The sequence below is a fragment of the Bradyrhizobium sp. dw_78 genome, assembly GCF_018449525.1.
Taxonomy (GTDB): Bacteria; Pseudomonadota; Alphaproteobacteria; order Rhizobiales; family Xanthobacteraceae; genus Bradyrhizobium.
Genome location: NZ_JAAVUS010000005.1, coordinates 1 through 23,277, shown reverse-complemented (window position 1 = coordinate 23,277; position 23,277 = coordinate 1). Strand labels below are relative to the sequence as shown.

At 63.2% G+C, this 23,277-nt stretch carries 18 protein-coding genes and 1 tRNA gene; 11 read left to right on the top strand and 8 right to left on the bottom strand.

Translation table 11 applies throughout. From position 1 onward, the window contains the following. The first annotated feature begins 47 nt into the window (after positions 1–47). From oxc to HB630_RS14485, 6 genes are all read left to right on the top strand, one after another. A complete protein-coding gene (gene oxc, locus HB630_RS14510) occupies positions 48–1,775 on the top strand; it encodes an oxalyl-CoA decarboxylase (protein ID WP_213772955.1) in 1,728 nt (575 codons plus the stop codon). 388 nt (positions 1,776–2,163) lie between these two features. Beyond that, the gene (locus HB630_RS14505; RefSeq protein ID WP_213772954.1) at positions 2,164–3,981 is read left to right on the top strand and encodes a di-heme-cytochrome C peroxidase; all 1,818 of its coding nucleotides are present in this window, start codon (positions 2,164–2,166) and stop codon (positions 3,979–3,981) included. A gap of 335 nt (positions 3,982–4,316) precedes the next feature. Beyond that, positions 4,317–7,637: an adenylate/guanylate cyclase domain-containing protein gene (locus HB630_RS14500; protein ID WP_213772953.1), complete on the top strand. Its 3,321-nt coding sequence runs from the start codon at positions 4,317–4,319 to the stop codon at positions 7,635–7,637. A gap of 231 nt (positions 7,638–7,868) precedes the next feature. Further along, positions 7,869–9,125: a hypothetical protein gene (locus tag HB630_RS14495; RefSeq protein ID WP_213772952.1), complete on the top strand. Its 1,257-nt coding sequence runs from the start codon at positions 7,869–7,871 to the stop codon at positions 9,123–9,125. Between the two features lie 98 nt (positions 9,126–9,223). Continuing rightward, positions 9,224–10,195, top strand: a complete 972-nt coding sequence (locus HB630_RS14490; RefSeq protein WP_213772951.1) for a S1C family serine protease — start codon at positions 9,224–9,226, stop codon at positions 10,193–10,195. A gap of 137 nt (positions 10,196–10,332) precedes the next feature. After that, positions 10,333–11,418 (top strand): phospholipase, encoded by a 1,086-nt coding sequence (locus HB630_RS14485; RefSeq protein WP_213772950.1) that lies wholly within the window; start codon positions 10,333–10,335, stop codon positions 11,416–11,418. A gap of 54 nt (positions 11,419–11,472) precedes the next feature. Here the strand turns inward: HB630_RS14485 and HB630_RS14480 are convergent, their stop codons facing one another. Together HB630_RS14480 and HB630_RS14475 are read right to left on the bottom strand one after the other, a co-directional pair. Further along, on the bottom strand, positions 11,473–12,372 hold the full coding sequence (locus tag HB630_RS14480) for an SDR family oxidoreductase (protein WP_213772949.1): 900 nt from the start codon (positions 12,370–12,372) through the stop codon (positions 11,473–11,475). An 84-nt stretch (positions 12,373–12,456) separates the two neighbouring features. Further along, the gene (locus HB630_RS14475; protein WP_213772948.1) at positions 12,457–13,197 is read right to left on the bottom strand and encodes an SDR family oxidoreductase; all 741 of its coding nucleotides are present in this window, start codon (positions 13,195–13,197) and stop codon (positions 12,457–12,459) included. A gap of 118 nt (positions 13,198–13,315) precedes the next feature. Between HB630_RS14475 and HB630_RS14470 the strand changes: the two genes are divergently transcribed. After that, entirely contained in the window at positions 13,316–14,224 is a 909-nt protein-coding gene (locus tag HB630_RS14470; protein ID WP_213772947.1) for a LysR family transcriptional regulator, read from the top strand. A 15-nt stretch (positions 14,225–14,239) separates the two neighbouring features. On the opposite strand, the gene HB630_RS14465 is transcribed toward HB630_RS14470, so the two are convergent. Further along, positions 14,240–14,380: a hypothetical protein gene (locus HB630_RS14465; RefSeq protein WP_213772946.1), complete on the bottom strand. Its 141-nt coding sequence runs from the start codon at positions 14,378–14,380 to the stop codon at positions 14,240–14,242. Positions 14,381–14,393: 13 nt separating this feature from the next. Between HB630_RS14465 and HB630_RS14460 the strand changes: the two genes are divergently transcribed. Further along, positions 14,394–14,600 (top strand): hypothetical protein, encoded by a 207-nt coding sequence (locus tag HB630_RS14460; RefSeq protein WP_213772945.1) that lies wholly within the window; start codon positions 14,394–14,396, stop codon positions 14,598–14,600. 69 nt (positions 14,601–14,669) lie between these two features. Here the strand turns inward: HB630_RS14460 and HB630_RS14455 are convergent, their stop codons facing one another. The 3 genes from HB630_RS14455 to HB630_RS14445 all read right to left on the bottom strand — a co-directional run bounded on the left by HB630_RS14455 (position 14,670) and on the right by HB630_RS14445 (position 16,817). Continuing rightward, complete coding sequence (locus tag HB630_RS14455) at positions 14,670–15,353, bottom strand: DsbA family protein (protein ID WP_213772944.1); 684 nt, start codon at positions 15,351–15,353, stop codon at positions 14,670–14,672. Positions 15,354–15,400: 47 nt separating this feature from the next. Then, positions 15,401–16,180, bottom strand: a complete 780-nt coding sequence (locus tag HB630_RS14450) for a TSUP family transporter (protein WP_213773280.1) — start codon at positions 16,178–16,180, stop codon at positions 15,401–15,403. Positions 16,181–16,346: 166 nt separating this feature from the next. After that, positions 16,347–16,817 carry a hypothetical protein gene (locus HB630_RS14445; protein ID WP_213772943.1) on the bottom strand — a complete coding sequence of 157 codons (471 nt, stop codon included), beginning with the start codon at positions 16,815–16,817 and terminating at the stop codon, positions 16,347–16,349. Positions 16,818–17,011: 194 nt separating this feature from the next. Here HB630_RS14445 and HB630_RS14440 point away from each other — a divergent pair, with 194 nt between their 5' ends. Continuing rightward, entirely contained in the window at positions 17,012–17,257 is a 246-nt protein-coding gene (locus HB630_RS14440; protein ID WP_213773279.1) for a PsiF family protein, read from the top strand. A 234-nt stretch (positions 17,258–17,491) separates the two neighbouring features. On the opposite strand, the gene HB630_RS14435 is transcribed toward HB630_RS14440, so the two are convergent. After that, a complete protein-coding gene (locus tag HB630_RS14435) occupies positions 17,492–18,028 on the bottom strand; it encodes a disulfide bond formation protein B (RefSeq protein WP_346656101.1) in 537 nt (178 codons plus the stop codon). 239 nt (positions 18,029–18,267) lie between these two features. Between HB630_RS14435 and HB630_RS14430 the strand changes: the two genes are divergently transcribed. Both HB630_RS14430 and HB630_RS14425 read left to right on the top strand, forming a co-directional pair. Beyond that, positions 18,268–18,352, top strand: a tRNA-Leu gene (locus HB630_RS14430). 355 nt (positions 18,353–18,707) lie between these two features. After that, complete coding sequence (locus HB630_RS14425) at positions 18,708–19,481, top strand: formylglycine-generating enzyme family protein (protein WP_213772941.1); 774 nt, start codon at positions 18,708–18,710, stop codon at positions 19,479–19,481. Between the two features lie 232 nt (positions 19,482–19,713). Here HB630_RS14425 and HB630_RS14420 read toward each other — a convergent pair whose 3' ends face one another. Further along, entirely contained in the window at positions 19,714–23,007 is a 3,294-nt protein-coding gene (locus tag HB630_RS14420) for an efflux RND transporter permease subunit (RefSeq protein WP_213772940.1), read from the bottom strand. Positions 23,008–23,277: the final 270 nt, after the last annotated feature.

Sequence of the window (23,277 nt, the reverse complement as noted above, 5' to 3'; positions counted from 1 at the left end):
GTGAAATGCCCGGCCCAATCATCGCAACGATCAAAGGGATATGCACGATGGCCGACAAACTGGATTCCCCGATCAAACCGGACAGCACTGAGCTCACTGACGGCTTTCACCTCGTAGTCGAAGCGCTGAAGCGCAATCAGATCGATACGATCTATGGCGTGGTCGGCATTCCGATCACCGATCTGGCGCGGCTGGCCCAGGCCAGCGGCATTCGCTACATCGGCTTCCGCCACGAACAATCCGCCGGCAACGCCGCGGCGATCACCGGTTATCTGACCCAGAAGCCCGGCATCTGTCTCACCGTCTCGGCTCCCGGATTCCTCAACGGAATGGTGGCGCTCGCCAACGCGACCACCAATGGCTTTCCGATGATCCTGATCAGCGGATCGAGCGATCGGGCCATCGTCGATCTTCAGCAAGGCGATTATGAAGAGCTCGACCAGATGAACGCCGCCAAGCCCTATGCCAAGGCGGCGTACCGGGTCGACCGGCCAGAGGACATCGGCATCGGTGTTGCACGGGCGATCCGCACCGCCGTGTCCGGGCGTCCCGGCGGTGTCTATCTCGATCTTCCCGCGCATGTGCTGAGCGCGACGCTCGATGTGGCGACGGCGGCTCAATCCCTGGTGTCGGTAATCGATCCCGCGCCCCGGCAATTGCCTGCGCCGGAGTCGATCCGCCGCGCCCTCGACGTGCTGAGCGGATCCAAGCGGCCGCTGATCATTCTCGGCAAGGGCGCCGCCTATTCCCAGGCCGACGCCGATATTCGCGCTTTCATCGAGCGGACCGGCATTCCATTCATTCCGATGTCGATGGCCAAGGGCTTGCTTCCGGACGATCATCCGCAATCCGCCGCCGCTGCCCGGTCCTATGCGCTGGCCCAGGCCGATGCCGTCATGCTGATCGGCGCCCGCCTGAACTGGCTGCTTGGCCACGGCAAGAGCCCGCAATGGTCTGCCACGGCGAAGTTCGTCCAGCTCGACATTCTGGCCTCGGAAATGGACAGCAATCGCGCCATCGCCGCCCCGGTGGTGGGCGACATCGGCTCCAGCATGAAGGCGTTGCTCGCGGGTTTGCAGCCCGGCACGATACGCCCTGATTCGAAATGGCTGGGCGAACTCGCGCAGCGCAAGGAACGCAATGTTGCTCGCATGGCCGATCATCTGGCGAAGACGCCGCAGCCGATGGATTTCTACAGCGCGCTGGCGGCGATCAAGGATGTCCTGGCCGGCCAGCCCGAAATCTATCTCGTCAACGAGGGCGCCAACGCGCTCGACATCACGCGCAATGTCATCGATATGCCGCTGCCGCGCAGGCGTCTCGACAGCGGCACCTGGGGCGTCATGGGCATCGGCATGGGCTACGCCATCGGCGCGGCCGTGACGAGCGGAAAGCCGGTGATCGCGATCGAGGGCGATAGCGCATTCGGCTTCAGCGGCATGGAGATCGAGACCATCTGCCGGTACAAGCTGCCGATCATCATCATCGTACTCAATAATGGCGGCATCTATCGCGGCGACGAGGTACCGCACGGCAATAATGGCGATCCCGCACCAACGACATTGATGCCGCAGGCCCGGTATGAGCAGCTGATCGAGGCCTTTGGCGGCAATGGCTATGCGGTCGCCGACCGTCTGAACCTGGCAACAGCTCTTGCAGAGGCATTGGCCTCCGGACGGCCGTCATTGATCAATTGCGCCATCGATCCCAAGGCCGGGACGGAGAGCGGCCACATCAGCAACCTCAATCCGAAAAGCGCGCTCGCGAAACAATGATCGCGGGGCAATTGCCTCGGAAAGGCCCCTGCTGACGTAGCCGCTTTTTGTCGAGTGGTTCGCGTGGACGAAAGCCGCGGCCTGAGCTGAGAACAGTAACGTTTCCGGCGACAGGAGCGCGACGGTTGTTCGCATTCCTTGCCGCAAGCACGCGGCCGTTGTCGCGCTTGCAGATTTACGAATTTACCTCCCGACCGTTACATTCTGGTGAGAACGGCGTAACAATCCTGTGGGACTTATGGCGCGCGCCAGGGTCGGAAGCGTTGGCGTTTGTTGGCCGATATGACATTCTTGTACGTCCATTATCGGGCTTGAGTCGCGCACGCGCGACGCTGCCCGCAGACAATTGCCGAATTTCAGAACTTAAAAACTTTGATGGGGGACGACGATGCGCGCCATTTTGATTCCGGCTCTCGTTGTTGCGCTGGTGGCGGGCTCCGCCGTCCGGGCCGCAGATCCGGTTTTCACCGATCAGGGCCCGAACTGGACACAGGCCACCCGGGACGATTTTTATACCCGGGATCAGGGCTCGCGGATGATTCCGCTGGCCTGGCTACAAGCCTTGAAACAGCCGGACGGCCAACCGTTCCTCGACGGCAGCCTCGCCCGATACGGCTATCTGCCCAATCCCGCCAACAGCAACGGCCTTCCGGTCGGCTTTGCCGCATCGGGCGCGGCCGGCGTGCAGATCGTGGGCATGACCTGCTCGGCCTGCCATACGCGGCAGATCATGGCGAACGGGCAAGCCTACCGTATCGACGGCGGCCCGGCGATCGTCGATTTTCAAAGCTTCCTGACCGACCTCGACGCATCGGTCGGCCAGGTGCTCGCGGGCGACGCCGCGTTCAACAGCTTCGCGGCGACGGTTCTCAGTTCGACCACCCCGGATGCCGACGATGTCGCGGCCTTACGCAAGGACGTCAGCGCCTGGTATCAGCGCTTCCATACGCTGATGACCCGCGCCTTGCCGACGCCGGGCTGGGGGCCGTCGAGGCTCGACGCGGTCGGCATGATCTACAACCGGCTGAGCGGCCTCGATCTCGGACCGCCGCCAAGCCTGCTGATCACCGGCAATATCCAGAAGGCGGACGCGCCGGTCCGCTATCCCTTCATCTGGAACGCCCCGATTCAGGATCAGACCCAGTGGACCGGCTTCGCCGATAACGGCAGCGACGTGCTGGCGCTGGCCCGCAATCTCGGTGAAGTGTTTGGCGTGTTCGGCGTGTTCGATCCGAAAAATGACGGCCTGATCGTCAACTTCCTCAATAACAATTCGGCCAATTTCGACGGCCTGGGCGCGCTCGAAAACCTGGTCAAGCATATCGGCCCGCCGAAATGGCCGTGGCCGGTCGATGCCGCGCTCGCGGCACAGGGACAAGCGATCTATCTCCGCGCCCAGGCCGACGGCGGCTGCGCCGGTTGCCACGGCATTACGCCCGGCAAGGTGCGTTTCCCCGGCGTGCAGACCTGGGCGACGCCGGTCGACAATGTCGGCACCGACACCCACGCCTACGACATCCTGTCATGGTCCAGCAAAAATACCGGCGTGCTCAAGGGCGCCTTCATTCCATTCGCGACCAAGCCGTTGGAGACCACCGATCTGGCGTTCAACATCCTCGCGACCTCGGTGATCGGCTCGATTGCCGAACAGGCGCTGAGGGGCGGCGCTTCGCCGGACCCGGCTGCCGTGGTGGCGACGGGCGTACACAGCCGGATTCAAAACGCACAGAAACAAGCGCCCCGTCTCGGTCTCAACAAGCTGCCGCCTGCGCTGAGAGACCTGCAAGGCGCTTTCCACGCGCCGGCGCGGTCGGCCCCGAACCCGTTGTCCGAGCTGCGCATCCAGGGCAAGCTGATTCCAGATCTGATCGCCCCGGCTACCCCGCTGCCTCCCAAGGGGGCCTATGAGGCGCGCGTGTTGCAGGGAATTTGGGCGGCTGCGCCGTATCTGCATAATGGGTCGGTGCCGACGCTGGCCGAGTTGCTCAAGCCTGCGGCTCAACGCGTCGCGCAGTTCAAGATCGGACCGGCCTATGACACCGACAATGTCGGCCTCGCGGCCGACCAAACCCAGTTCGATTACACCGTCACGACGACCGATTGCAGCCATCTCGGTTCAGGCAACAGCAATTGCGGCCATGAATTCGGGACACAACTGACAGACAGCGAGAAGAAGGCGCTTCTTGAGTATCTGAAGACGCTGTAAGGCGCGAAGGCGATTGCGGAGCCGGAGGAGCCTTATCGGTTCTGATTGAAACCGATCCCGGACCGCGTCCGGGACAGGCTTTCGGGGACCGCTTTCGCACGAAAACGCCGGAGAATTTCCGCCGCGCGAACTACGCCATTTGGCGAAGTTCACTTGCGATGAAAAATAATATTAATGGAGTGTTACCGCGGTCCTGCTCATGAAGGCGCGCGGCCAGGAATCGGTCCCAAACTTAGAAAAATGACGATGATACCGGCCTCCACGGCGTGCAGTTCTGGACAGCGGGTTTGCTCCGGCCCATCATCGATCCCATGCTAGTCAGGGGTCGAGTTCGCATGGATATCGGAACTTGGCTGAACGGTCTTGGTCTGGAGCAATACGAAGCCGTTTTCCGCGACAACGCAATCGACACCGACGTCCTGACCGAACTGACCGATCGGCATCTGCAGGATCTCGGCGTTGCGCTTGGGCACCGGCTGAAGATGCTTCGCGCGATCCGCGAGCAGCAGCCGAAGGCGCAGGACGTCGCCGACCGGCGCCAATTGACCATCATGTTCTGCGATCTCGTCGATTCGACGGCGCTGACGGCGCAGCTCGATCCCGAAGACATGGCGGACCTGATCCGTGCGTTTCAGCATACCGTCGCGGGCGCGGTCGCACGCTTCGACGGCCATGTCGCGCGATGGCTGGGCGACGGCGCCACGGTCTATTTCGGTTATCCCCGCGCGCATGAGGACGACGCCGAACGCGCGGCGCGGGCGGGCATCGCGCTGGTGGCTGCGGTCGGCGAACTGCGGCGCGAGCGCGGCGTCGAGCTCAAGGTGCGGATCGGTATTTCGACCGGTCTTGTCATCGTCGGCGAACTGATCGGCGAAGGCGATGCCCGTGAGCGGGGCGTGGTCGGGGACACGCCGAATCTGGCCGCGCGGCTGCAAGCCCTCGCCGAGCCCGATACGGTCGTGGTCTCGGAATCGACGCGCCGGCTTTTGGGCAGGGCGTTCGAACTGAAGGCGCTGGGTCTGCAAAAGCTGAAGGGCTTCAAGACGCCGGTGCCCGCCTGGTCGGTGATTCACGAAATCGAAAACGTCACCCGATTCGAGGCCTCGCGCTCGGAAACGATGACGCCCTTTGTCGGCCGCGAGCACGAGGTGGGGGCCCTGACCGATTGCTGGCACAAGGCCACCCTCGGAGAGGGGCAGGTCGCCCTGCTTTCGGGTGAAGCCGGCATCGGCAAATCGCGCGTTCTAGCGGTGCTGCGCGAACGGATCGGCGACGAACGGCTGATGGTGCTGCGTTATCAATGCTCGCCGCATCATACCAACGACGCGTTCTATCCGGTGATCGGCCAGATCTGGCGCGGCGCCGGCTTTATCACCGGCGAAACACCGGCCACGCGCTTGCAGAAGCTGGAGACGATGATCGCCCAAAGCGGTCTCGATCGCGGCGACATCGTCCCGTACCTGGCCTCGCTGCTGGCGATCCCGACCGAGGGGCGCTATCCCGCGCTCGAAATGGCCCCGAGCGAAGTCAAGGAACGGACCATCTCGGCGATGATTGCGGTGGTGGTTGCGGTAGCGAAAGCGGTGCCGGTGCTGCTGATGCTCGAGGACGCGCACTGGATCGATCCCACCTCGCTGGAACTGCTCGGCCGGCTGATCGAGAAAGTACAGCGCCTGCCGGTGCTGGTCGTGATGACATTCCGTCCTGAATTCGCGGCGCCACCGTGGCTCGAGCACGTCAACGTCACCGCCCTTTCGCTCAACCGCTTCGGACGAAGCCAGGCCATCACGATGATCGACCAGATCGCGTCGGGAAAAGCCTTGCCCGCCGAGGTGCTCGATCAGATCGTGGCGAAAACCGACGGCGTGCCGCTGTTCGTCGAAGAGCTCACCAAGAGCGTGCTCGAATCCGGCCTGTTGCGGGAAGAGAACGGCGCCTATGTGCTGGCCTCCGCGCTGACGCCGCTGGCGATCCCCTCGACCCTGCACGATTCGCTGACGGCACGGCTCGATCGCCTGTCGCCGATCAAGGAGATCGCGCAGATCGGGGCCGCGATCGGGCGCGAATTCTCCCGCAGCCTGCTGGAGGCGGTATCCCCGATCAAGGGGCAGGCTTTGCAGGACGCGCTGCACCAGCTCATGGAAGCCGAACTGATCCATGAGCGTGGCACAGCGCCGATGACGAGCTACATCTTCAAGCACGCGCTGGTGCAGGACACCGCCTATGTCTCGCTGCTGCGCGGGCGGCGCCAGCGCATTCATGCCGATATCGCCCAGGCGCTGAAACAGCGTGACGCCACCGAAGAGTCGGTGCCCGCCGTCATTGCCCACCACTTCACCGAAGCGGGCCTTGCCGAACCGGCGGCATCCTACTGGCTGGCGGCGGCGGAGCAGGCGCTCTTGCAATCGGCCCCGGTGGAAGCGGAACATCACGCCAGCACCGGCCTCGCCTTGATTCCGCGGATCGAACCGGGATCGGAACGCGACGCGCTCGAACTGGCGCTGCTGGTGGCCCGGGCCAACGCCCTGGTGCCGCTGAAAAGCATGTCGGCGTCCGAAACCTTCGAGGCCGTCACGGCCGCCAAGAAAGTGCTCGACCGCGGCATCGGCACGGATTTGCAGCGAGTCTCCATCCTGTACGGCCTTTGCACCGGCAACACGCTGCGCGCGCGCATGGTGCCGGCGTTCGACCTGGCGCGGCAGATTATCGAAATCGCGGAACGGCTGGACGAGCCGACCTATTATCTCATCGGCTATCGCCTGCTTGGCACGCTGCAATTTTATGCCGGACAGAACCGGGAGGCGCTGGCGAACCTGCAAAAGAGCGGCCGATACCGCGATCCGAAACGGCAGCGGGCGCTCAGTTACCGGTTCGGATGGGATCCCAGCCTTTCGGTGCTGTGCTTTGAGATATTGGTACGGCTATCGCTCGGTCTGCTGGATAGCGCCGCGGAAATCAGCACCAAGGTGCTGGCCGAACTCGAGGGCCACCCGCACGCCCCGACCGTGGCGACGGTCAGATTCTGCGGCAATACCTGGCCCAGGGCGGTGCTGGCCGACCTCGAAGGGCTGGAGCGCCACAGCGCCGAGCTTGTCACCTATTGCGCGGAGAAGAAGGTCGAACAAATCCGCCTGCTTGCCGGCCTTCACCGCGCCTATGCCCGCGCGGTGCGCGAACCGGTCGAGGCCAATGTCGCTTTTATTCACACAGCCCTCGAGGCGGTGCGCAAATCGGGCAGCAACGCCGGCAATTCCATCCTGATTTCCAATCTCGCGGAAGCATTGCTGGTGGGCGGAGATCTGGCCGCGGCCGAGGCGGCTTTGAAAGATGCGTTCGCCTTCGTCGAGCAATCCGGCGAGGGATACTGGCTCGCCGATATGCACCGGCTGAACGGGCATGTCGCGCTCAAGCAGCCGGAACCCGATTTGTTGCGCGCGGAAGCCTGCTTCGCCAAGGCGATCGAGGTTGCCCGGCGCCAGGAGGCGCGCTTGCTTGAACTACGCGCGGCAACCGACCTCGCGCGGCTCTGGCGGGATACCGGGTCATCCGACGGCGATCCGCGCGCGTTGCTGGAGCCCGTTCTGGCCAGGATCGAGGGCGGCGAATCGACGCGCGATGTCCGCAACGCCCGCGCATTGCTCGCCGAACTTGCTTGAATCCGAACTCGTTTGAATCATTGCGATTGTGTGACGTAAATTACGCGCCGCCGGCAATTTACATTGCAAAGATCAATCTCCGCTTGCACACTGCGAAGCAATCGCCTCAGAATCAAACCAATTTATATCTCGTAGGCCGGCGCGGCAGCGTTCGCCGCGTCTTTGAAGCCATCACGATTGACCGTATGCGGGCGCGCTCGACGCGGCCCGATAACTTTGCAGGAGACCACCATGTCGTCCGATACCGATGGATCGAAACTTTTCAGCACACTGGGCAGCGTTGCACGAACCCAGGTCAAGGGCCTCAGCGCGATGTGGGGCATGATGCTCGATCAGCTCTCGACAAACCATGCCAGGGCCGTTGCGGCCGGGACCGTCAATCCGGAAGGCGGCGTCGCGCGCACCGCCGATGGTGTCGTCGTCACCAGCAAGGAGCTGGTCATGCAGGTGTTCCTCAACGCCGACGAAAATTATTCCGTCAAAGGCTATAACGAGCGCGCTGCAAACAGCATCGGACCGATTTATCTCGGGCTGGACTGGGGCCCGCAATACGAACAGCAATCGACAAAGGCCAACGCCGCCATCATGGGCGTCACCCGGCGCGAGGCCTTCGAGTTCGCGCTGAAGGAAACGCGCGCCGCGCTAAAGGCGTTGCCGGATCCGGCCGCTTTCGACATCCAGAATATATCCGATACCGTTCTGGCCGCCGTCTGCAAGAACTGGTTCGACGTGCCCGACGGCGAGTTCGTGCAGGCGGGCGGATTTGCGCTGTCGAATATTCTTCCGCCGGCACGCTGTCCGGCCGACTACACCTATCCGTCGGCCTATATTTTCCATCCCGACCCGGATGTCGCGCTGACCATGCTTGGAGAAAGAACCGGCCAGTTGCTGCGCGAAGCGGTCGGAAAATTCCTGGCTTCGCTGCGCGCGGCCGGAAAGATTCCGCAAGGCGCGCTCTCGCGTGCTTTCTTCGAAGCCTTTCCGAGTCCCGAAGACAATGATTTGCTGGCGCGCGTCATCATCGGCGCGATGATGGGGATGTTGCCGACGGTGAACGGCAACCTGAACGCCACCGTGAAAGCCTGGCAAAGAACCTCGACCTTCATGGCCTTGCAGGGGAAACTGAAGAATAGTTCACAAACCGACGAGTTCGCCCGCGCCCAGGAGGTGATCGAGCCGGCGCTGCAACAGGAGATGCAGATGGCGCCGACGCCCGATGCGGTGTGGCGCACCGCCGTCAAGGCGCATACGCTCGGGAGCAAGAATCCGGTACAGGTCAATCCCGGCGATAAAATCTATGTCAGCATCATCCAGGCGATGCAGGAGGATCTCCGCGCCGGCGTCACCGATGTCTGTCCGGTCTTCGGCGGCAACCGGCGCGCGGCGCCGCATCCGGTTCACGCCTGTCCGGGGCTGGAGATGGCGATGGGCATTCTGCTCGGCATCACCTATGCCGTTGTGGACCAGCAATCCGGATCTGGGCGTTGAAATCCGGGCTGCGAATGACAAGATAGGGCCTGCGATAGCGGCGATCGAAAAGCCATTTGGCCATTCCAATCTTGCGCCGATTGAACGGGAGAGCCTGTATGCCCTCTTTGACTGAATGGAAAGTGCCGCCGGCATGCCAACCCCGCTCCGGCGATTACAGCTTCGATCTCGATCGAGCGCTTTCCTCAGTGGTCGGCCTGCATTCCATCATTCCGCCCGACGCCTTTAGCGCGGACAATCTGGGCACCGAACGGGCCGGCAACGGTGTCGTGATCGACGACGGCCTGGTGCTGACCATCGGCTACCTGATCACCGAGGCCGAAGCGGTCTGGCTGCATCTCGGCGACGGCCGGGTGATGCAGGGCCATACGCTCGGCTTCGATTCCGAAACCGGCTTCGGCCTGGTGCAGGCGCTTGGCCGGCTCGATATCGAGCCGCTGCCGCTGGGTTCTTCGGCCGCCGCTAAAATCGGCGATCGCGTGGTGCTGGGCGGCGCGGGCGGACGCACGCGGTCGGTCGCCGGACGGATCGCCGCCAAGCAGGAATTCGCCGGCTATTGGGAATATCTGCTCGACGAGGCGCTGTTCACTTATCCGTCCCATCCCAATTGGGGCGGCGCCGGACTGATTTCAGAGCGCGGCGAGCTGATCGGCATCGGCTCGCTCCAGCTTGAGCGCGAGAGCGGCGGCAAGAGCGAACATGTCAACATGGTCGTGCCGATCGACCTGCTGAAGCCCGTGCTCGGCGATCTGCGCAAGTTCGGCCGCATCAACAAGCCGGCGCGGCCCTGGCTCGGGATGTATTCGGCCGAGATCGAAAACAAGGTCGTGGTGGTCGGTGTCTCCGCGAAGGGACCGGCGGCGCGCGCCGAGCTCAAGGCCGGCGACGTTATCCTGGCCGTGAACGGCGAGAAAGTTTCCAGCCAGACACAATTTTATCGGAAACTCTGGTCGCTTGGCGCCGCTGGCGTCGACGTGCCGCTCACCGTCTACCACGAAGGCGTCACCTTCGACGTGGTGCTGGCCTCGACCGACCGCGTCAAGCTTTTGAAGGCGCCGCGGCTGCACTGAAGCCCGATCGGTTCTGATTGAATCAGAACCGGGCTTTAGATTCCTGTTTTGACGCGTTTTCTTCACGCGAACCGGTCTCCACTTCGCTCGAAAACGCTATGAACGCGGGAAAATTCTCACGGAAGGAGAGGCGGGCGATGAGCGAGGCCGTGGTGGACGACATCGTGGCCGTGCTTCCGCCATTGCTGCAATCGCTGGAGGCGCTGGCCTTCGTCGCCCGTTATTTAAATCCACCGGATTTCGATCGTGTCATGGAAGCCGCCGGCGCGCCGGACCAGACGTTGCGCGCCGTTCGCACCCGTCTCACCGATTGGCCTGAAGGGTTCGCCGACATCCGAAGCGCGCTGGAAACCGCAAGCGACGCCGCGCTCGCGGCATTCGACGGGCTGCGCACGGTCCAGCAGGGCCATGGCGACTTGATCGCCGTGTGGCGCGCGCTGCGTCACGCGCCGCGGGCGCAGGAAGCGTTGTATCCATTTGCCGCCAGGTTTCCACCGGTGGGCAGCTTCTTCCTCGATCCCACGTTGCGCGAGGACGCCGGCCTGCTGGCGAAGCTTGCATCGCCGGCGCAACCAGACACCGGCATCTTCCACGACCAGAGCGGACCAGGCCGCCGTGGCGGCTTTTCGCTCTACGTCCCGGAATATTATATGCCCGACCGCGCCTGGCCGCTGGTGATGGCGCTGCATGGCGGCAGCGGCAATGGCCGCGATTTCCTCTGGAACTGGCTGCGCGACGCGCGCAGCTTCGGCGCCATTCTGGTGGCGCCCACCGCAACCGCCGGCGCGCCGAACAAAACCACCTGGGCGCTGATGGGCGAGGACACCGACACGGCGAACCTGATCCGCATTCTCGACCGGGTGCGGTCGCGCTGGAACATCGACCCGGAGCGGCTGCTGTTGACCGGCATGAGCGACGGCGGAACGTTCTGTTACGTCTCGGGGCTCGAGGCCGCGTCGCCCTTCACCCATCTGGCGCCGGTTGCCGCGACCTTCCACCCGCTGATGGCAGAGACGGCGGACGCGGAACGGCTGCGCGGATTACCGATCTATCTCGCACACGGCCGGCTCGACTGGATGTTTCCGGTCCAGGGGGCGCGGCAGGCGCAGGCCGCGCTATCGGCGGCAGGCGCCGACGTCACCTACCGCGAGATTGAAGATCTCAGCCATTGCTATCCGCGCGAGATCAACCCGGCGATCCTGGACTGGCTGCGCGGCGGATAATGATCCTGCATGACGGCACGGCACGCGCCGCGCCGTCATGGGTTTCTTACGCATTCACGCTTTCACTCTCGGCGAGAGCAGGTCGGCGAGGCCGATGCGCCGGAACATTTCCGCGCGGACGCGGTCGGCAACGCCGTTGACGATTTCCGCGCCGTCCTGCGACGGATCGATGTGGATCCGGAACGGCCGCTTGCCAAAGGGCATGTCGACCACCCGGACGATTGCGTCGGCGACACTCCCGGCATCGGCATCGGCGGGCTCCAGCGAAGCGAGACCCTTCAGCGCCTGATCCGGCACACCTGCATAAGGCCCCTCGTCATATTCCGCGGCGCGCGCCTTGTCGACGGGCGAACCGGAATGCGCGAAGTGGTTGGTGCCCTTGGTAAAGGCGCCCGGCACGATGATCGAGGTCTCGATACCCCAGCGCGTCAACTCGCCGGCGTAGGACACCGCGAGCGAGTCCATCGCCGCCTTCGCCGCGAAATAGGGCGACAGATAAGGCGGCGTGCCGCCACGCGCGCTGCTCGACGACACCCACACCACGAGGCCGCGGCCCTGCTTGCGCAGTTGCGGCAACGCCGCCCGGTTGACGCGTTGGGTCGACAGCACGTTGATATCGTAGAGCTGCGCAAATTGTTCGGGCGTGAACGCTTCCGCCGGACCGAACGACATGTGGCCCGCATTGTGGATCACCACATCGAGCCGCCCATTGTCGGCGACGATCTTCGCGATACCGGCTTTCGCCGATTCGTCGGAGGCGACGTCGAGTTCGACGCTCCTGAGATCGACACCGTGCTCGGCGGCATAGCGCGCGACTTCGGCGACTTGCGCGGCGTTGCGGCCGGTCGTCTCACGCATGCTGGCATAGACGACGTGGCCGGCGCGGGCCAGTGCGCGGGCGGTCAAGGCACCGAAGCCGCTGGAAGCGCCGGTGATGACGATAACCTGTTTCATGGCATATCTCCTTTGATCGAAGATTAGGACGGATGGTCGAATGGGAACGCGAAGCCCGGCTGGCGTCGGGCTTCGCCGTTTGATTCAGACCATGCCGCCATTGGCGCGCAGCACCTGGCCGTTGATCCACCCGCCATCGGGACCGACCAGGAAGGCGACGGCGGACGCGATATCCTCCGGGGTACCGAGACGCTCCAGCGGATTCATCTTGGACATTCGCTCGATCAGTTCCGGCGATTTGCCGTTGAGGAACAGTTCGGTCGCGACCGGGCCGGGCGCCACCGCATTGACCGTGATGTTGCGGCCGCGCAATTCCTTCGACAGGATCGCCGTCATCGTTTCGACCGCCGCTTTGGTGGCGGCATAGATGCCATAGGCTTCGAGCTTGATCCCGACCACGCTGGTAGAGAAATTCACGATCCTGCCGCCGTTACGCAGCCGTTTCGCCGCTTCGCGCATCGTGTTGAAGCTGCCCTTGAGATTGACGGCGACCTGCTGGTCAAACAGCGCATCGTCGCTGTCGGCGATTTTTGCAAGCTTCATGATGCCGGCATTGTTGATGAGCACATCGACCCCGCCGAACGCGGTCTCAGCCGCGTCGAACATGCCGCGCACCGCGCGGGGATCACCGACATCGGCCTTGGCGGTCAATGCTCGGCCGCCCTTGCTTTCGATGTCGCGCGCCACCGCCTCGGCGGACTTCGCATCACCGGAATAATTGACCACGACGGTGAAGCCGGCTCGGCCCAGCCGCTCCGCGACCGCAGCTCCGATTCCGCGAGAAGCCCCTGTAACAATAGCTACCTTATTGGTTTCACTGGTCATTTTCAGTCTCCTGTGGTTTCGCGGCAAGCCCGCGTCTATGGGAGAAAGCTAGCCTCTTTTATTTTTCGGATAATCATCCATTATCCGACATCATTATCCGGATTTTACGAACAAAAGCATGGACCGATTCGACGCGATGCGGGTGTTTACGCGGGTGATGGAGCGTCGTTCCTTCACCCTGGCGGCGGACGATCTCGGCCTACCGCGCTCAACCGTCACCGATGCCGTGAAACAGCTGGAAGCCCGCCTCGGCGTGCGTCTGCTGGAACGCACCACGCGGCAGGTCAATCCGACGCTGGACGGCGAGGCTTATTACAAACGCTGCCTGTCGTTGATCGCCGATCTCGAGGACGCCGAGGGTGCATTCGGCGGCGCCAAGCCGAAGGGGCTGCTGCGCGTGGACGTTCACGGCACGCTCGCGCGTCATTTTGTGATGCCGCGCCTGCCGGACTTCCTCGCCGAATATCCCGGCCTCGAACTCTATATGAGCGAGGGCGATCGGCTGGCCGATCTGATCCGCGAAGGAATCGATTGCGTGCTGCGGGTCGGCGATCTCGAGGACAGCGGCATGATCGCACGCCGGGTTGCGATGCTCGAGGAGGTCACATGCGCCGCACCGGCCTATATCGACCGCTTCGGCCAACCCGGGAGCGTCGATGCCCTGAAGGCTCACATCATGGTCGGCTTCCATTCGTCAGGAACCGGAGCCTTGTTGCCGCTTGAGTTCGTCGTTGATGGCGCCGTGCGCGAGATGACGTTACGCGCGACGGTCTCGGTCAACGGCGCCGAGAGTCTCGTCGCCGCAGCGCGCATCGGTCTCGGATTGATCCAGGTGCCGCGCTACCACGTCGAGGACGACCTGAAACGAGGGATCCTGGTCGCGGTCCTGCCGGACTGTCCACCCTCGCCGACGCCGGTGTCGCTGCTCTACCCGCGCAGCCGGCAGCTCTCGCCGCGCCTCCGCGTGTTCATCGACTGGCTGGTGCGGGCGTTCGGTCAAAGCCAGGGCCTGATCGGTTCTGATTGAATCAGAACCGGGCTCTCATATTTTATTTGACGCGTTTTCTTCACGCGAACCGGCATCCACCCCGCTATCCAAGTCCGGGGCAGGCTTTCGCTCGTAAACGCCATAGGCTGTCTCCAGCCGGAACCATCCGACGCCGGCCACGTTGTCAGCGGTCATTGGAGGGTTCGTCATGCAGACTTTTTTGGGAATGATACTGGGTGCGCTGCTGTTGATCAGCGGCGTCTATGTCTATGATTCGATGCAGACCTCGACGGTCGCCAATGGCCAGGTCGCGGAATCCCGTCGCACCATCGTCAATTGGGATGTCGCCTCAACCGACTGGAACGCGATGAAAACGCGCGCTCACGAAGACTGGATCAGAATCTCGTCGAGATAATCGCTCGGCTGTTCGGCTCGGCATCTCCGCCCCCGTCTTCGACGGGGGCGATCATTTGTCGGCTGGAGCTTATTTTTTGCTCGCCGCCGCTTTCCGCGCATCGGCGATGACCTGACCGAATTCTTCCATGGTCAAGACACCGGGCACGCGGAATTTGCCGACGATGAAGGATGGCGTACCCTTGAATCCGAAGGCGGTCGCCTGCTCATTATTGCGCACCACGATCGCCTTGATCGCCGGCTCATTGGCGACGAGATCGCGGTTGAGGCGATCGATGTCGATGCCCGCCCCGGCGAGCAATTCGCTGATACGTGACTCGGTCAGCTTCGAATTGGCGGACATCAGCGCGTCATGCGCCTGAATAAACTTGTTCTGGTACCGGCTCGCCAGCGCCATCCGCGTCGCGACGATCGACATCGGCCCAAGAATGGGCCAGTCCTTCCAGATCAGCCGGACCTTGCCGTCGTCTTGCACCACCTGCCGCAATTCGGGCTCCAGCTTGCGGCAATACGGGCATTGATAATCAAAATATTCGACGATCGAGACATCGCCGTTCGGATTCCCCGCCGCCGGAATATCAGGATCGCGCAGCACCAGGGCTTCCGTCAGCACCGTATCCTCGCCGGGATCGGCGAGCGCTTTTCCGGGCGCCATCGCCATGCCGAACGCGGCCGAGCCGGCGCCGAGCAGGGCCAGCGCCTCGCGCCGCGTCCTGGCCGGGTTCAGCCGCGCGGGATCGGTCAAATGGGTCATGTCTGGCCTCCCGGCCGGCCTGAGGTCTGGTGCGATGAATATACGCATCACAACAGGGATAAGTTACGCACCAGCATATAGATCGCCACCGCCACAATGACAGAAGCGAATACGATGTTGAGCGCGCCGCGCCGGGATGCCAGCAGCCGCGCCGAACGGGTGCCGATCAGGCCGCCGGCGATGCCGCCCGCGATGAACAATCCGGCCAGCGGCCATGAGACCAGGCCGGAATAGGCGTAACTGGCGGCCGTCGTCAGGCCGAATGCGGTCACCGCGACCAGCGATGAACTGACCGCATTCATGATCGACATGCCGGTCGCGAGCATCAGCGCCGGCACGATCAGGAATCCGCCGCCGATCCCAAAGAAGCCGGACAGCGTCCCCGTCGCCAGGCCAAGGCCGACGACGGCAGGCATGTTGGCCCAGCTCATCTTCACATCGGGCAGGCCGACCTTGGACCTTGCCTTCAGCATCAAGACGGCGATCACCAGCATCACCAGCGCGAACAGCGCCAGCAGCTTTTGGCCGTCGAGCATCTTGCCGAAGATCGATCCGATGAAGGCACCGACAATCCCGGCCGCCGCGAAGGTCAGCGCGCAGGACCATCGCACGGTGCCGCCGCGCGCATGATTGGCCAGATTGAAAGCCGCGTTGGTGGCAACCGCAATGGCGCTGGTGCCGATCGCCAGATGCGCGTCCGGCACCCCGACGACATACACCATCAGCGGCACCGCAAGCACCGAGCCGCCGCCGCCGACAAGGCCGAGCGAGAAACCGACCAGCGATCCCGACACCAGTCCCAACAAGCCTTGCATCGCAGAGATGATCACGCCGGAGCCTCGTTTGCGCCGGCGCGATGCTGGAGCACGATCCGGAAAACCGGGCACCGGCATTCCGAAAAGATCATGCTCAAACTGAAGGGTACAGCGCGATCAGCAGGAGTGGAAACGCGGGCATGACAAGAACGTGACGCCCGCGTCTGTCAAGCCCCGATCAGGCCGGTCCCTTCAGGCGCTTGTTGCATTCGCTGTAATAGCCGCCGCCCTTCTGGATCCATTTCAGGCCGCCATTGGTGTTGGTTTCCTTGTTGGCCTTGTATTGATCCACGCAGGTATGCATGCGCGCCTTGCCGGCGGATTCCTGCGCATATTTCGGACTGACGGCGGACGGGAACACCGCATTCCCGACCGCGACCGGCGCCGCAGGCGCTGCCATCGGACTCGGCGCGGGCGCCGGTTTTGCTTCGGCGGCCGCGGGTGCCGGAGCAGCCGTGGCGGTTGCGCCGCATTCCGCCTTGCGGAAGTCGTTCCATTTCTGACCGTTGAGGGTACCGGCCGATTTGGCGTCCTTATATTTCGCACTGCATTCCTGCATCGTCAGGGCCTGCGCCGGCGATACGGCGGCGAACGCTGCAAAACCCGACATGGCAACGGCACATAGTAAAAATTTTACTTGAACAGTCATCCTTGGTCTCCTTGGGGCATAAGATCGAAGGGCGTCCATCCTACCGCAGCAACCGCGCACGATAAACGGAAGCAAGCCGTATCCCAGCTAAAATATCGTGCCGCGAAAGGCCGATCCGGACCTGCTTCATTCATCCGAGGTTCAGCATCGCGAGCCGACCTTGCGCGCCTCTTCAACCTGAGGTGATCCCCATGATGAGCCTTTCCTCCCGCGCCGCCGCGACGGCCGTCGCATCCCTGCTCCTGATGAGTTCCGCTTTCGCGCAAACGCCCGCACCGGCGGCATCGACGCCGGCTGCGGCCACAACGCCCGCGGCCAAGAAGCCGCACACCGCAGCTTCGCTCGAATGCTCCAAGGAAGCCGATGCCAAGGGGCTTCACGGCAAGGAGCGCAAGAAATTCCGCTCCGAATGCAAGAAGACGGCCGCCGATAAGAAGTGATTCGCCTGGTCCTTCCCCCGAAGGGAAGGACCAGGATAGTTGCTATGGCTTGAATGAGCCGGCTTGCACCGATCCGCGAACTCGCGGTCGGGCAAGCCGGTTTTTGTGTGCGATAGCAATTGAAAACACGCCCTGCTGCAATTGCGACGGCGCATTTGCATCCCTTACCCGGATTTGACGTAAGACGGTGTGAGACGAATTCTTCGGAGCGACAATCGGGGCAGGCTGAAGATGTCAGGCGCGGCGGGCCGTTTTGACGGCACCCCACGCCGCAATCGCGGCCATCAGCAGCGAGATCAGCACGTTGTAGCCGGCGAGCGATAGGCCGAGGAAACGCCACTGCACTTCGTCGCAGCGGATCACCTTCACCGTATCAAGGCGTTCCAGCAGGCTGCCGGCGCTGCCGAGATTTCCGACCGGGCCAGTGCAATCGGTCGGCCCCTGAAAGAAGTGCCATTCGACACCAGAATGATAGGCCCCGAGCCCGGCATTGCCGAGCGTGGCAAGCGCGAGAACGGCAAGGCCGGCCAGCAGCAGCGGGCGCGGCGCGTCCTTTGCCGCGGCGAGCGCCACCAGCGCCCCGAGCGGCACCGCCAGGTAATAGGCGTAGCGCTGCTCCAGGCAGAGCGGACAGGGCAGGATATCGAGCACGAGCTGGAAGAACCACGCCCCCGCCAGCGTCGCCGCCGCAATGACCGTGACCGCGAGCGATGCCGTCAGCGCCGGATTGGCCGTGAATTGGCTCTGGGACGGGTTCGCGGCGGCCTGAATCGTCACGGTACACTCCTGTTTGAAAGCGTCCTATCCCGGCCGCCCGATGCTGTCGAGGAGGCCATGATCACAGCGGGGTGTTCCGGCATCCGGATAATGCCGCCAGGATGGATTTTCCTGGCCTCCTTCGGTCATCGGGGAAACAATCGTCCGGCCGTGACACTCGGGTTGACCGGAAGTTCCTGCCCGCTATATTCCGCCGGCTTCGTGACCTCCGCCTTTGGGCTGGGCGACCGAGAGCCCCTGTGGCGGAACTGGTAGACGCGCTCGACTCAAAATCGAGTTCCGCAAGGAGTGCTGGTTCGATTCCGGCCAGGGGCACCAAAGATCTTTCGGCGAAATTCGGAACACCCATCGCCGGGCGGCCGCGGATACGTCGAGCCTACCGACGCGGCAGATTTTTTTGCCTCAGAGCCAGAGCGGACTTTTCTTATACATATGCGCTTTGAGGCCTTGAGCCGACGCCTCATTCGCGCGTGTCCGACACGTCGGAAGAGTTTGCCAATGTTGCGTGCTTTATGGCTTCCGACCTTGCGGGCGATGTGACCGGCAGATCCATTAATGCAACTCACAATTTCGTTTACCGGCATGGCGTGGTGATCGCGAAGTTGAAATTTGCGAAATTACTGGTGATCGGCCAAGCGAGCACAACTCGAAAACCAATGCCACCGGAGAAACCATGCTTTTCAGGGAATACAAGCGCTTCCACGTGCTGGGTCTGCTGGCCGGGATGTTCGCATCGGGGATGGCACAGGCCGAACCGGCGGCGGGCACGACGTGGACGGAGCCGACGACAGGTATGGAATTCGTCTGGGTGCCGAGTGGTTGCTTCAACCAGGGCTCGACGGATGGGTACGCAAACGAGCAGCCGGTGCATCGGGTTTGTGTCGCAGGTTTTTACCTGGGCAAATACGAGGTAACCCAGGCCCAGTACGAAAAGATCATGGGAAACAACCCCAGCGCTTTCAAAGGGCCAAATCACCCGGTGGAGCAGGTGAGCTGGACCGATGCCGGATCGGCCGCAGAGAAACTAAGCTCCCAAAGCAACACCAAGATGCGCCTGCCCAGTGAAGCAGAATGGGAATATGCCTGCCGGGCCGGCGGACAACACGATATTCACTGCGGTTCAGGCAGCTTGCCGGACATGGCTTGGTACTCGGACAACAGTGCCGACACCACTCACGACAAGGGGGGCAAGAGCCCGAACGCCTGGGGCCTGTACGACATGAACGGCAATGTGTGGGAATGGACGCAGGACTGCTATCACAGCAGCTATCAGGACGCGCCGGCGGATGGGAGCGCCTGGGAAACGAGCGAGTGCCAAAACAGGGTGACGCGAGGCGGAGGCTGGAATCGCGCCGCGTCGCGCGCGCGCGCGACCTATCGCGGCGGCGACGGGTCCAGTCATCGCGACAACAACATCGGGTTTCGTCTCGCCAGGACAGCCCCGTAGGGAATTTGCGCTCCCCGGGCTGGCTATGAACGGCAGATCGAGCCGCGCGCCGACTTTCGGCCTCCTGGGCCTGCAACTCAACCACCGTTGCGGGCCTTATCGGCTGGTGCCAACCAGCAGATACATGTCCGCATTCCCGCGGCGCGATAACGCCCGAGGCTCGAACATCGTCCCTCGAAAGACAGAGGGTGCAGGGAAAGCCGGGTGACGATCCTATGATCCCTGACCCCGATCAGGGCGTCTCGATGGACGTTCCCGGCGATTGGCGGCTCCGTCGCCGGATGCTCCGCTGCCGGAGACGATCGAGATACAGATAGACAACGGGGGTGGTGTAGAGGGTCAGGATCTGGCTTAGGACCAGCCCGCCGGCGATGGCGATGCCGAGCGGCTGGCGGAATTCGCTGCCCTCGCCCAACCCGATGATCAGCGGCACCGCGCCGAGCAGCGACGCCAGCGTGGTCATCATGATCGGCCGGAAGCGCAGCAGGCAGGCTTGGTAAATCGCATCGGCCGATGACAGACCGCGCACGCGCTCGGCATCGAGCGCAAAATCGATCATCATGATCGCGTTCTTTTTCACGATGCCGACCAGCAGGATCACCCCGATCATCGCAATGATGTCGAACTCGGTATGAAACAGCATCAGCGCCAGAACCGCGCCGACGCCGGCCGATGGCAGCGTGGACAGGATCGTCAACGGATGGACAAAGCTCTCGTAGAGCATCCCGAGCGAAATATAGATCGTCGCGAGCGCCCCAATAATCAGAAACGGTTCGCTGCTGATCGATTCCTGAAAGTACCTGGCAACGCCGGCAAAAGAACCGGCAACCGTTCGCGGCACCCCGATCCGGCTCATGGTCGCTTCGATCGTCGCAACCGCCGTGCTCAGGGAGACGCCGGACGGCAGATTGAACGAGATCGTGTTCGCGACCAGGCCATCCTGATGGTTGACCACCAGCAATGACTGGCCTTGCCCGAACCGGGCGACGCTCGACAGCGGAATCATCCGCTCTTCGCTGGTGCTGACCGCGGTCCCGGTCGACGATCCGCCCTTGCCGGTAGCGCTGATCGAGTTGGTGGCGAGATTCCGGACCGCGCTGGCCGCGACCGAATTCACCGACTCGGCATACGCCGACGACACCACCGTGCCGGGTACGGCGTTAGTGGTTTGCGAACCGCTGGCCGATCCGCCCGAGGTGCTGACATAGACATCCCTTAGCGTCTGCGGATTCTGCCAATACTCGGGTGCCACCTCCATGATCACGTGGTACTGGTTGCGCGCCACGTAGATGGTCGAGACCTGGCGCTGACCGAACGCATCGTAAAGCGTGTTGTCGATCTGGCTGACCGTGATCCCGAGCCGCGCGGTGGCATCGCGGTCGATGACCAGATTGGCCTGGAGGCCCTTGTCCTGCTGGTCGCTGCTGACGTCGGCGAGGGCCGGCTCGGTCTGAAGCGCGGCGACGATCTTCTGCGTCCATTCATTCAGCTCTTCGAACGTCGATGCCTGCAGCGTGTACTGATACTGCGCGCTGCTCGATCGCCCGCCGCCGCCGAGATCGCCCACCGACTGCAGGAACAGCGTGGCGCCCGGCACGGCGGCAAGCTTGCTCCGCAGCCGGCCGATCACCTGATCGGCGGACAGTTTGCGGTCGTGAAGCGGCTTCAAGGAAACGAATACCGTGCCGGTGTTGGTCGAGCCGCCGCCCGGTCCGACGCCGCCGCCGGTGAAGCCGACGGCGGTATCGACCGCCGGGTCATCCCTGACGAGGTCGACGAGCTGGGTCAGCTTCCGCTGCATCAGTTGAAACGAAATGCTTTGGTCGGCCTGGATCGAGCCGACCAGCAGCCCGGTATCCTGTTGCGGAACGAAGCCCTTCGGAACGATTCCGTAGAGATAGAAATTCAGGCCGAGGACGGCAGCCAGGGCCAGCATCACCGAGCGCGGATGGCGCAGCGCGACATTCAGCGTCCGGCGATAGCCGCTCAGCATCGCCTCGAAGATTCGTTCGCTCACCTGATAGATCCGCCCATGCGGCCGGCCGCGCTCCGCGCGCAGCAGCACCGCGCACATCATCGGGGTCGTGGTCAGCGAAACCACCAGTGAGATCACGATCGCGACGGTGATCGTTACGGTGAACTCGCGGAACAGCCGGCCGACCAGACCGCCCATCAGCAGGATCGGGACGAACACGGCGATCAGCGAAACGCTCATCGACAGCACCGTGAAGCCGACCTCCCTGGACCCGTCCAGGGCGGCCTCTAGCGGCGGCTTTCCTGCATCGAGGTGGCGGGTAATATTTTCCAGCACGACAATGGCGTCGTCGACGACAAACCCGGTCGCAACCGTGAGCGCCATCAGCGAAAAAATGTTGAGGCTGTAGCCGAGCAGATACATGACCGCAAAGGTCGCGACCAGAGACACCGACACGGCCACCACCGGCACCAGCGTCGCGCGCCCGCTGCGCAGAAAGGCGAACACCACGAGGATGACCAGAATCACGGCGATGACGAGCGTGATTTCGACATCCCGCAGCGAGGCCCGGATCGTGGTCGAACGATCGACGGCGAGATTGACGTCGATCGCGGGCGAGACCGAGGCCTGCAATTGCGGCATCAGCGACTTCACGCGGTCGACCATCCCGATGATGTTGGCGCCCGGCTGCCGGTATACGATCATCATGACGGCCAGCTTGCCGTTGGAAAGACCCAGGTTACGCAGGTTCTCAACCGAATCGACCACGTCGCCGACGTCGGTCAGGCGCACCGCCGCGCCGTTGCGATAGGCAACCACCAGCGATTTGTAATCCGCCGCCCTGATGGCCTGATCGTCGGAATAGATCTGGTAGCGCTGCTCTCCGTCGTCGACGCTCCCCTTCGGACTGTGGGCGTTGGCGCTGCCGAGAGCCGCGCGGATGTCTTCGAGGCCGATGCCGTATTTGTACAGCGCCTGTGGCGCGAGCTCGACGCGCACCGCGGGCAGCGATCCGCCGCTGACGCTGACTTCGCCCACGCCTTCGACCTGCGACAGCTTCTGCGCCAGCACGGTCGAAGCGGCATCGTAAAGTTCGGTGGGCGTCAGCGTATCCGACGTCAGCGTATAAATCAGGATCGGCGCCGAGGCGGGGTTGAACTTGCGGTAGGTGGGATTGCTCCGCAGCGCGGCCGGCAAATCCGCGCGCGACGCGTTGATCGCCGCCTGAACGTCCCGTGCGGCGCCGTTGATGTTGCGGTTGATGCCGAACTGCAGATTGACGCGCGCGGAGCCGAGCGAGCTTGACGAGGTCATCTCGATGACATCGGCGATCTGGCCAAGGCGCCGTTCCAGCGGGCTTGCAACCGTGGTCGCCACATCCGCCGGGCTCGCGCCCGGCAAGGTCGCCTGCACCGAAATGGTCGGAATATCGACATCGGGCAGCGGCGAGACCGGCAGCTTGAAAAACGCGACGGCGCCGGCGGCGACCAACCCGAATGTCAGCAGCGTTGTGGCGACGGGCCGACGGACGAACGGGCTTGACAGACTCATGATGCGCGAACTTGATCCTCATTCACCTTACAAGGCGCCATTCGATCCGTCCAACGATAGGGATCGGAAGCGTCGCAGGCCGCATGCCATAGTTCGACCGCATTTGAGGATCGTCGGCTGCCTTCAGCCGGCGCGGATAGACCAGCGATGCTGGTCAGCGCGGGAGCGCATCAGCAAATAGCATCTGGTACGTGTTGGAAGAGAGCGTCAAATTGACGCCAGCAAGCGATCGGCTCCCGGCAATCGATCTGCCAACAATCGGGCCACGTC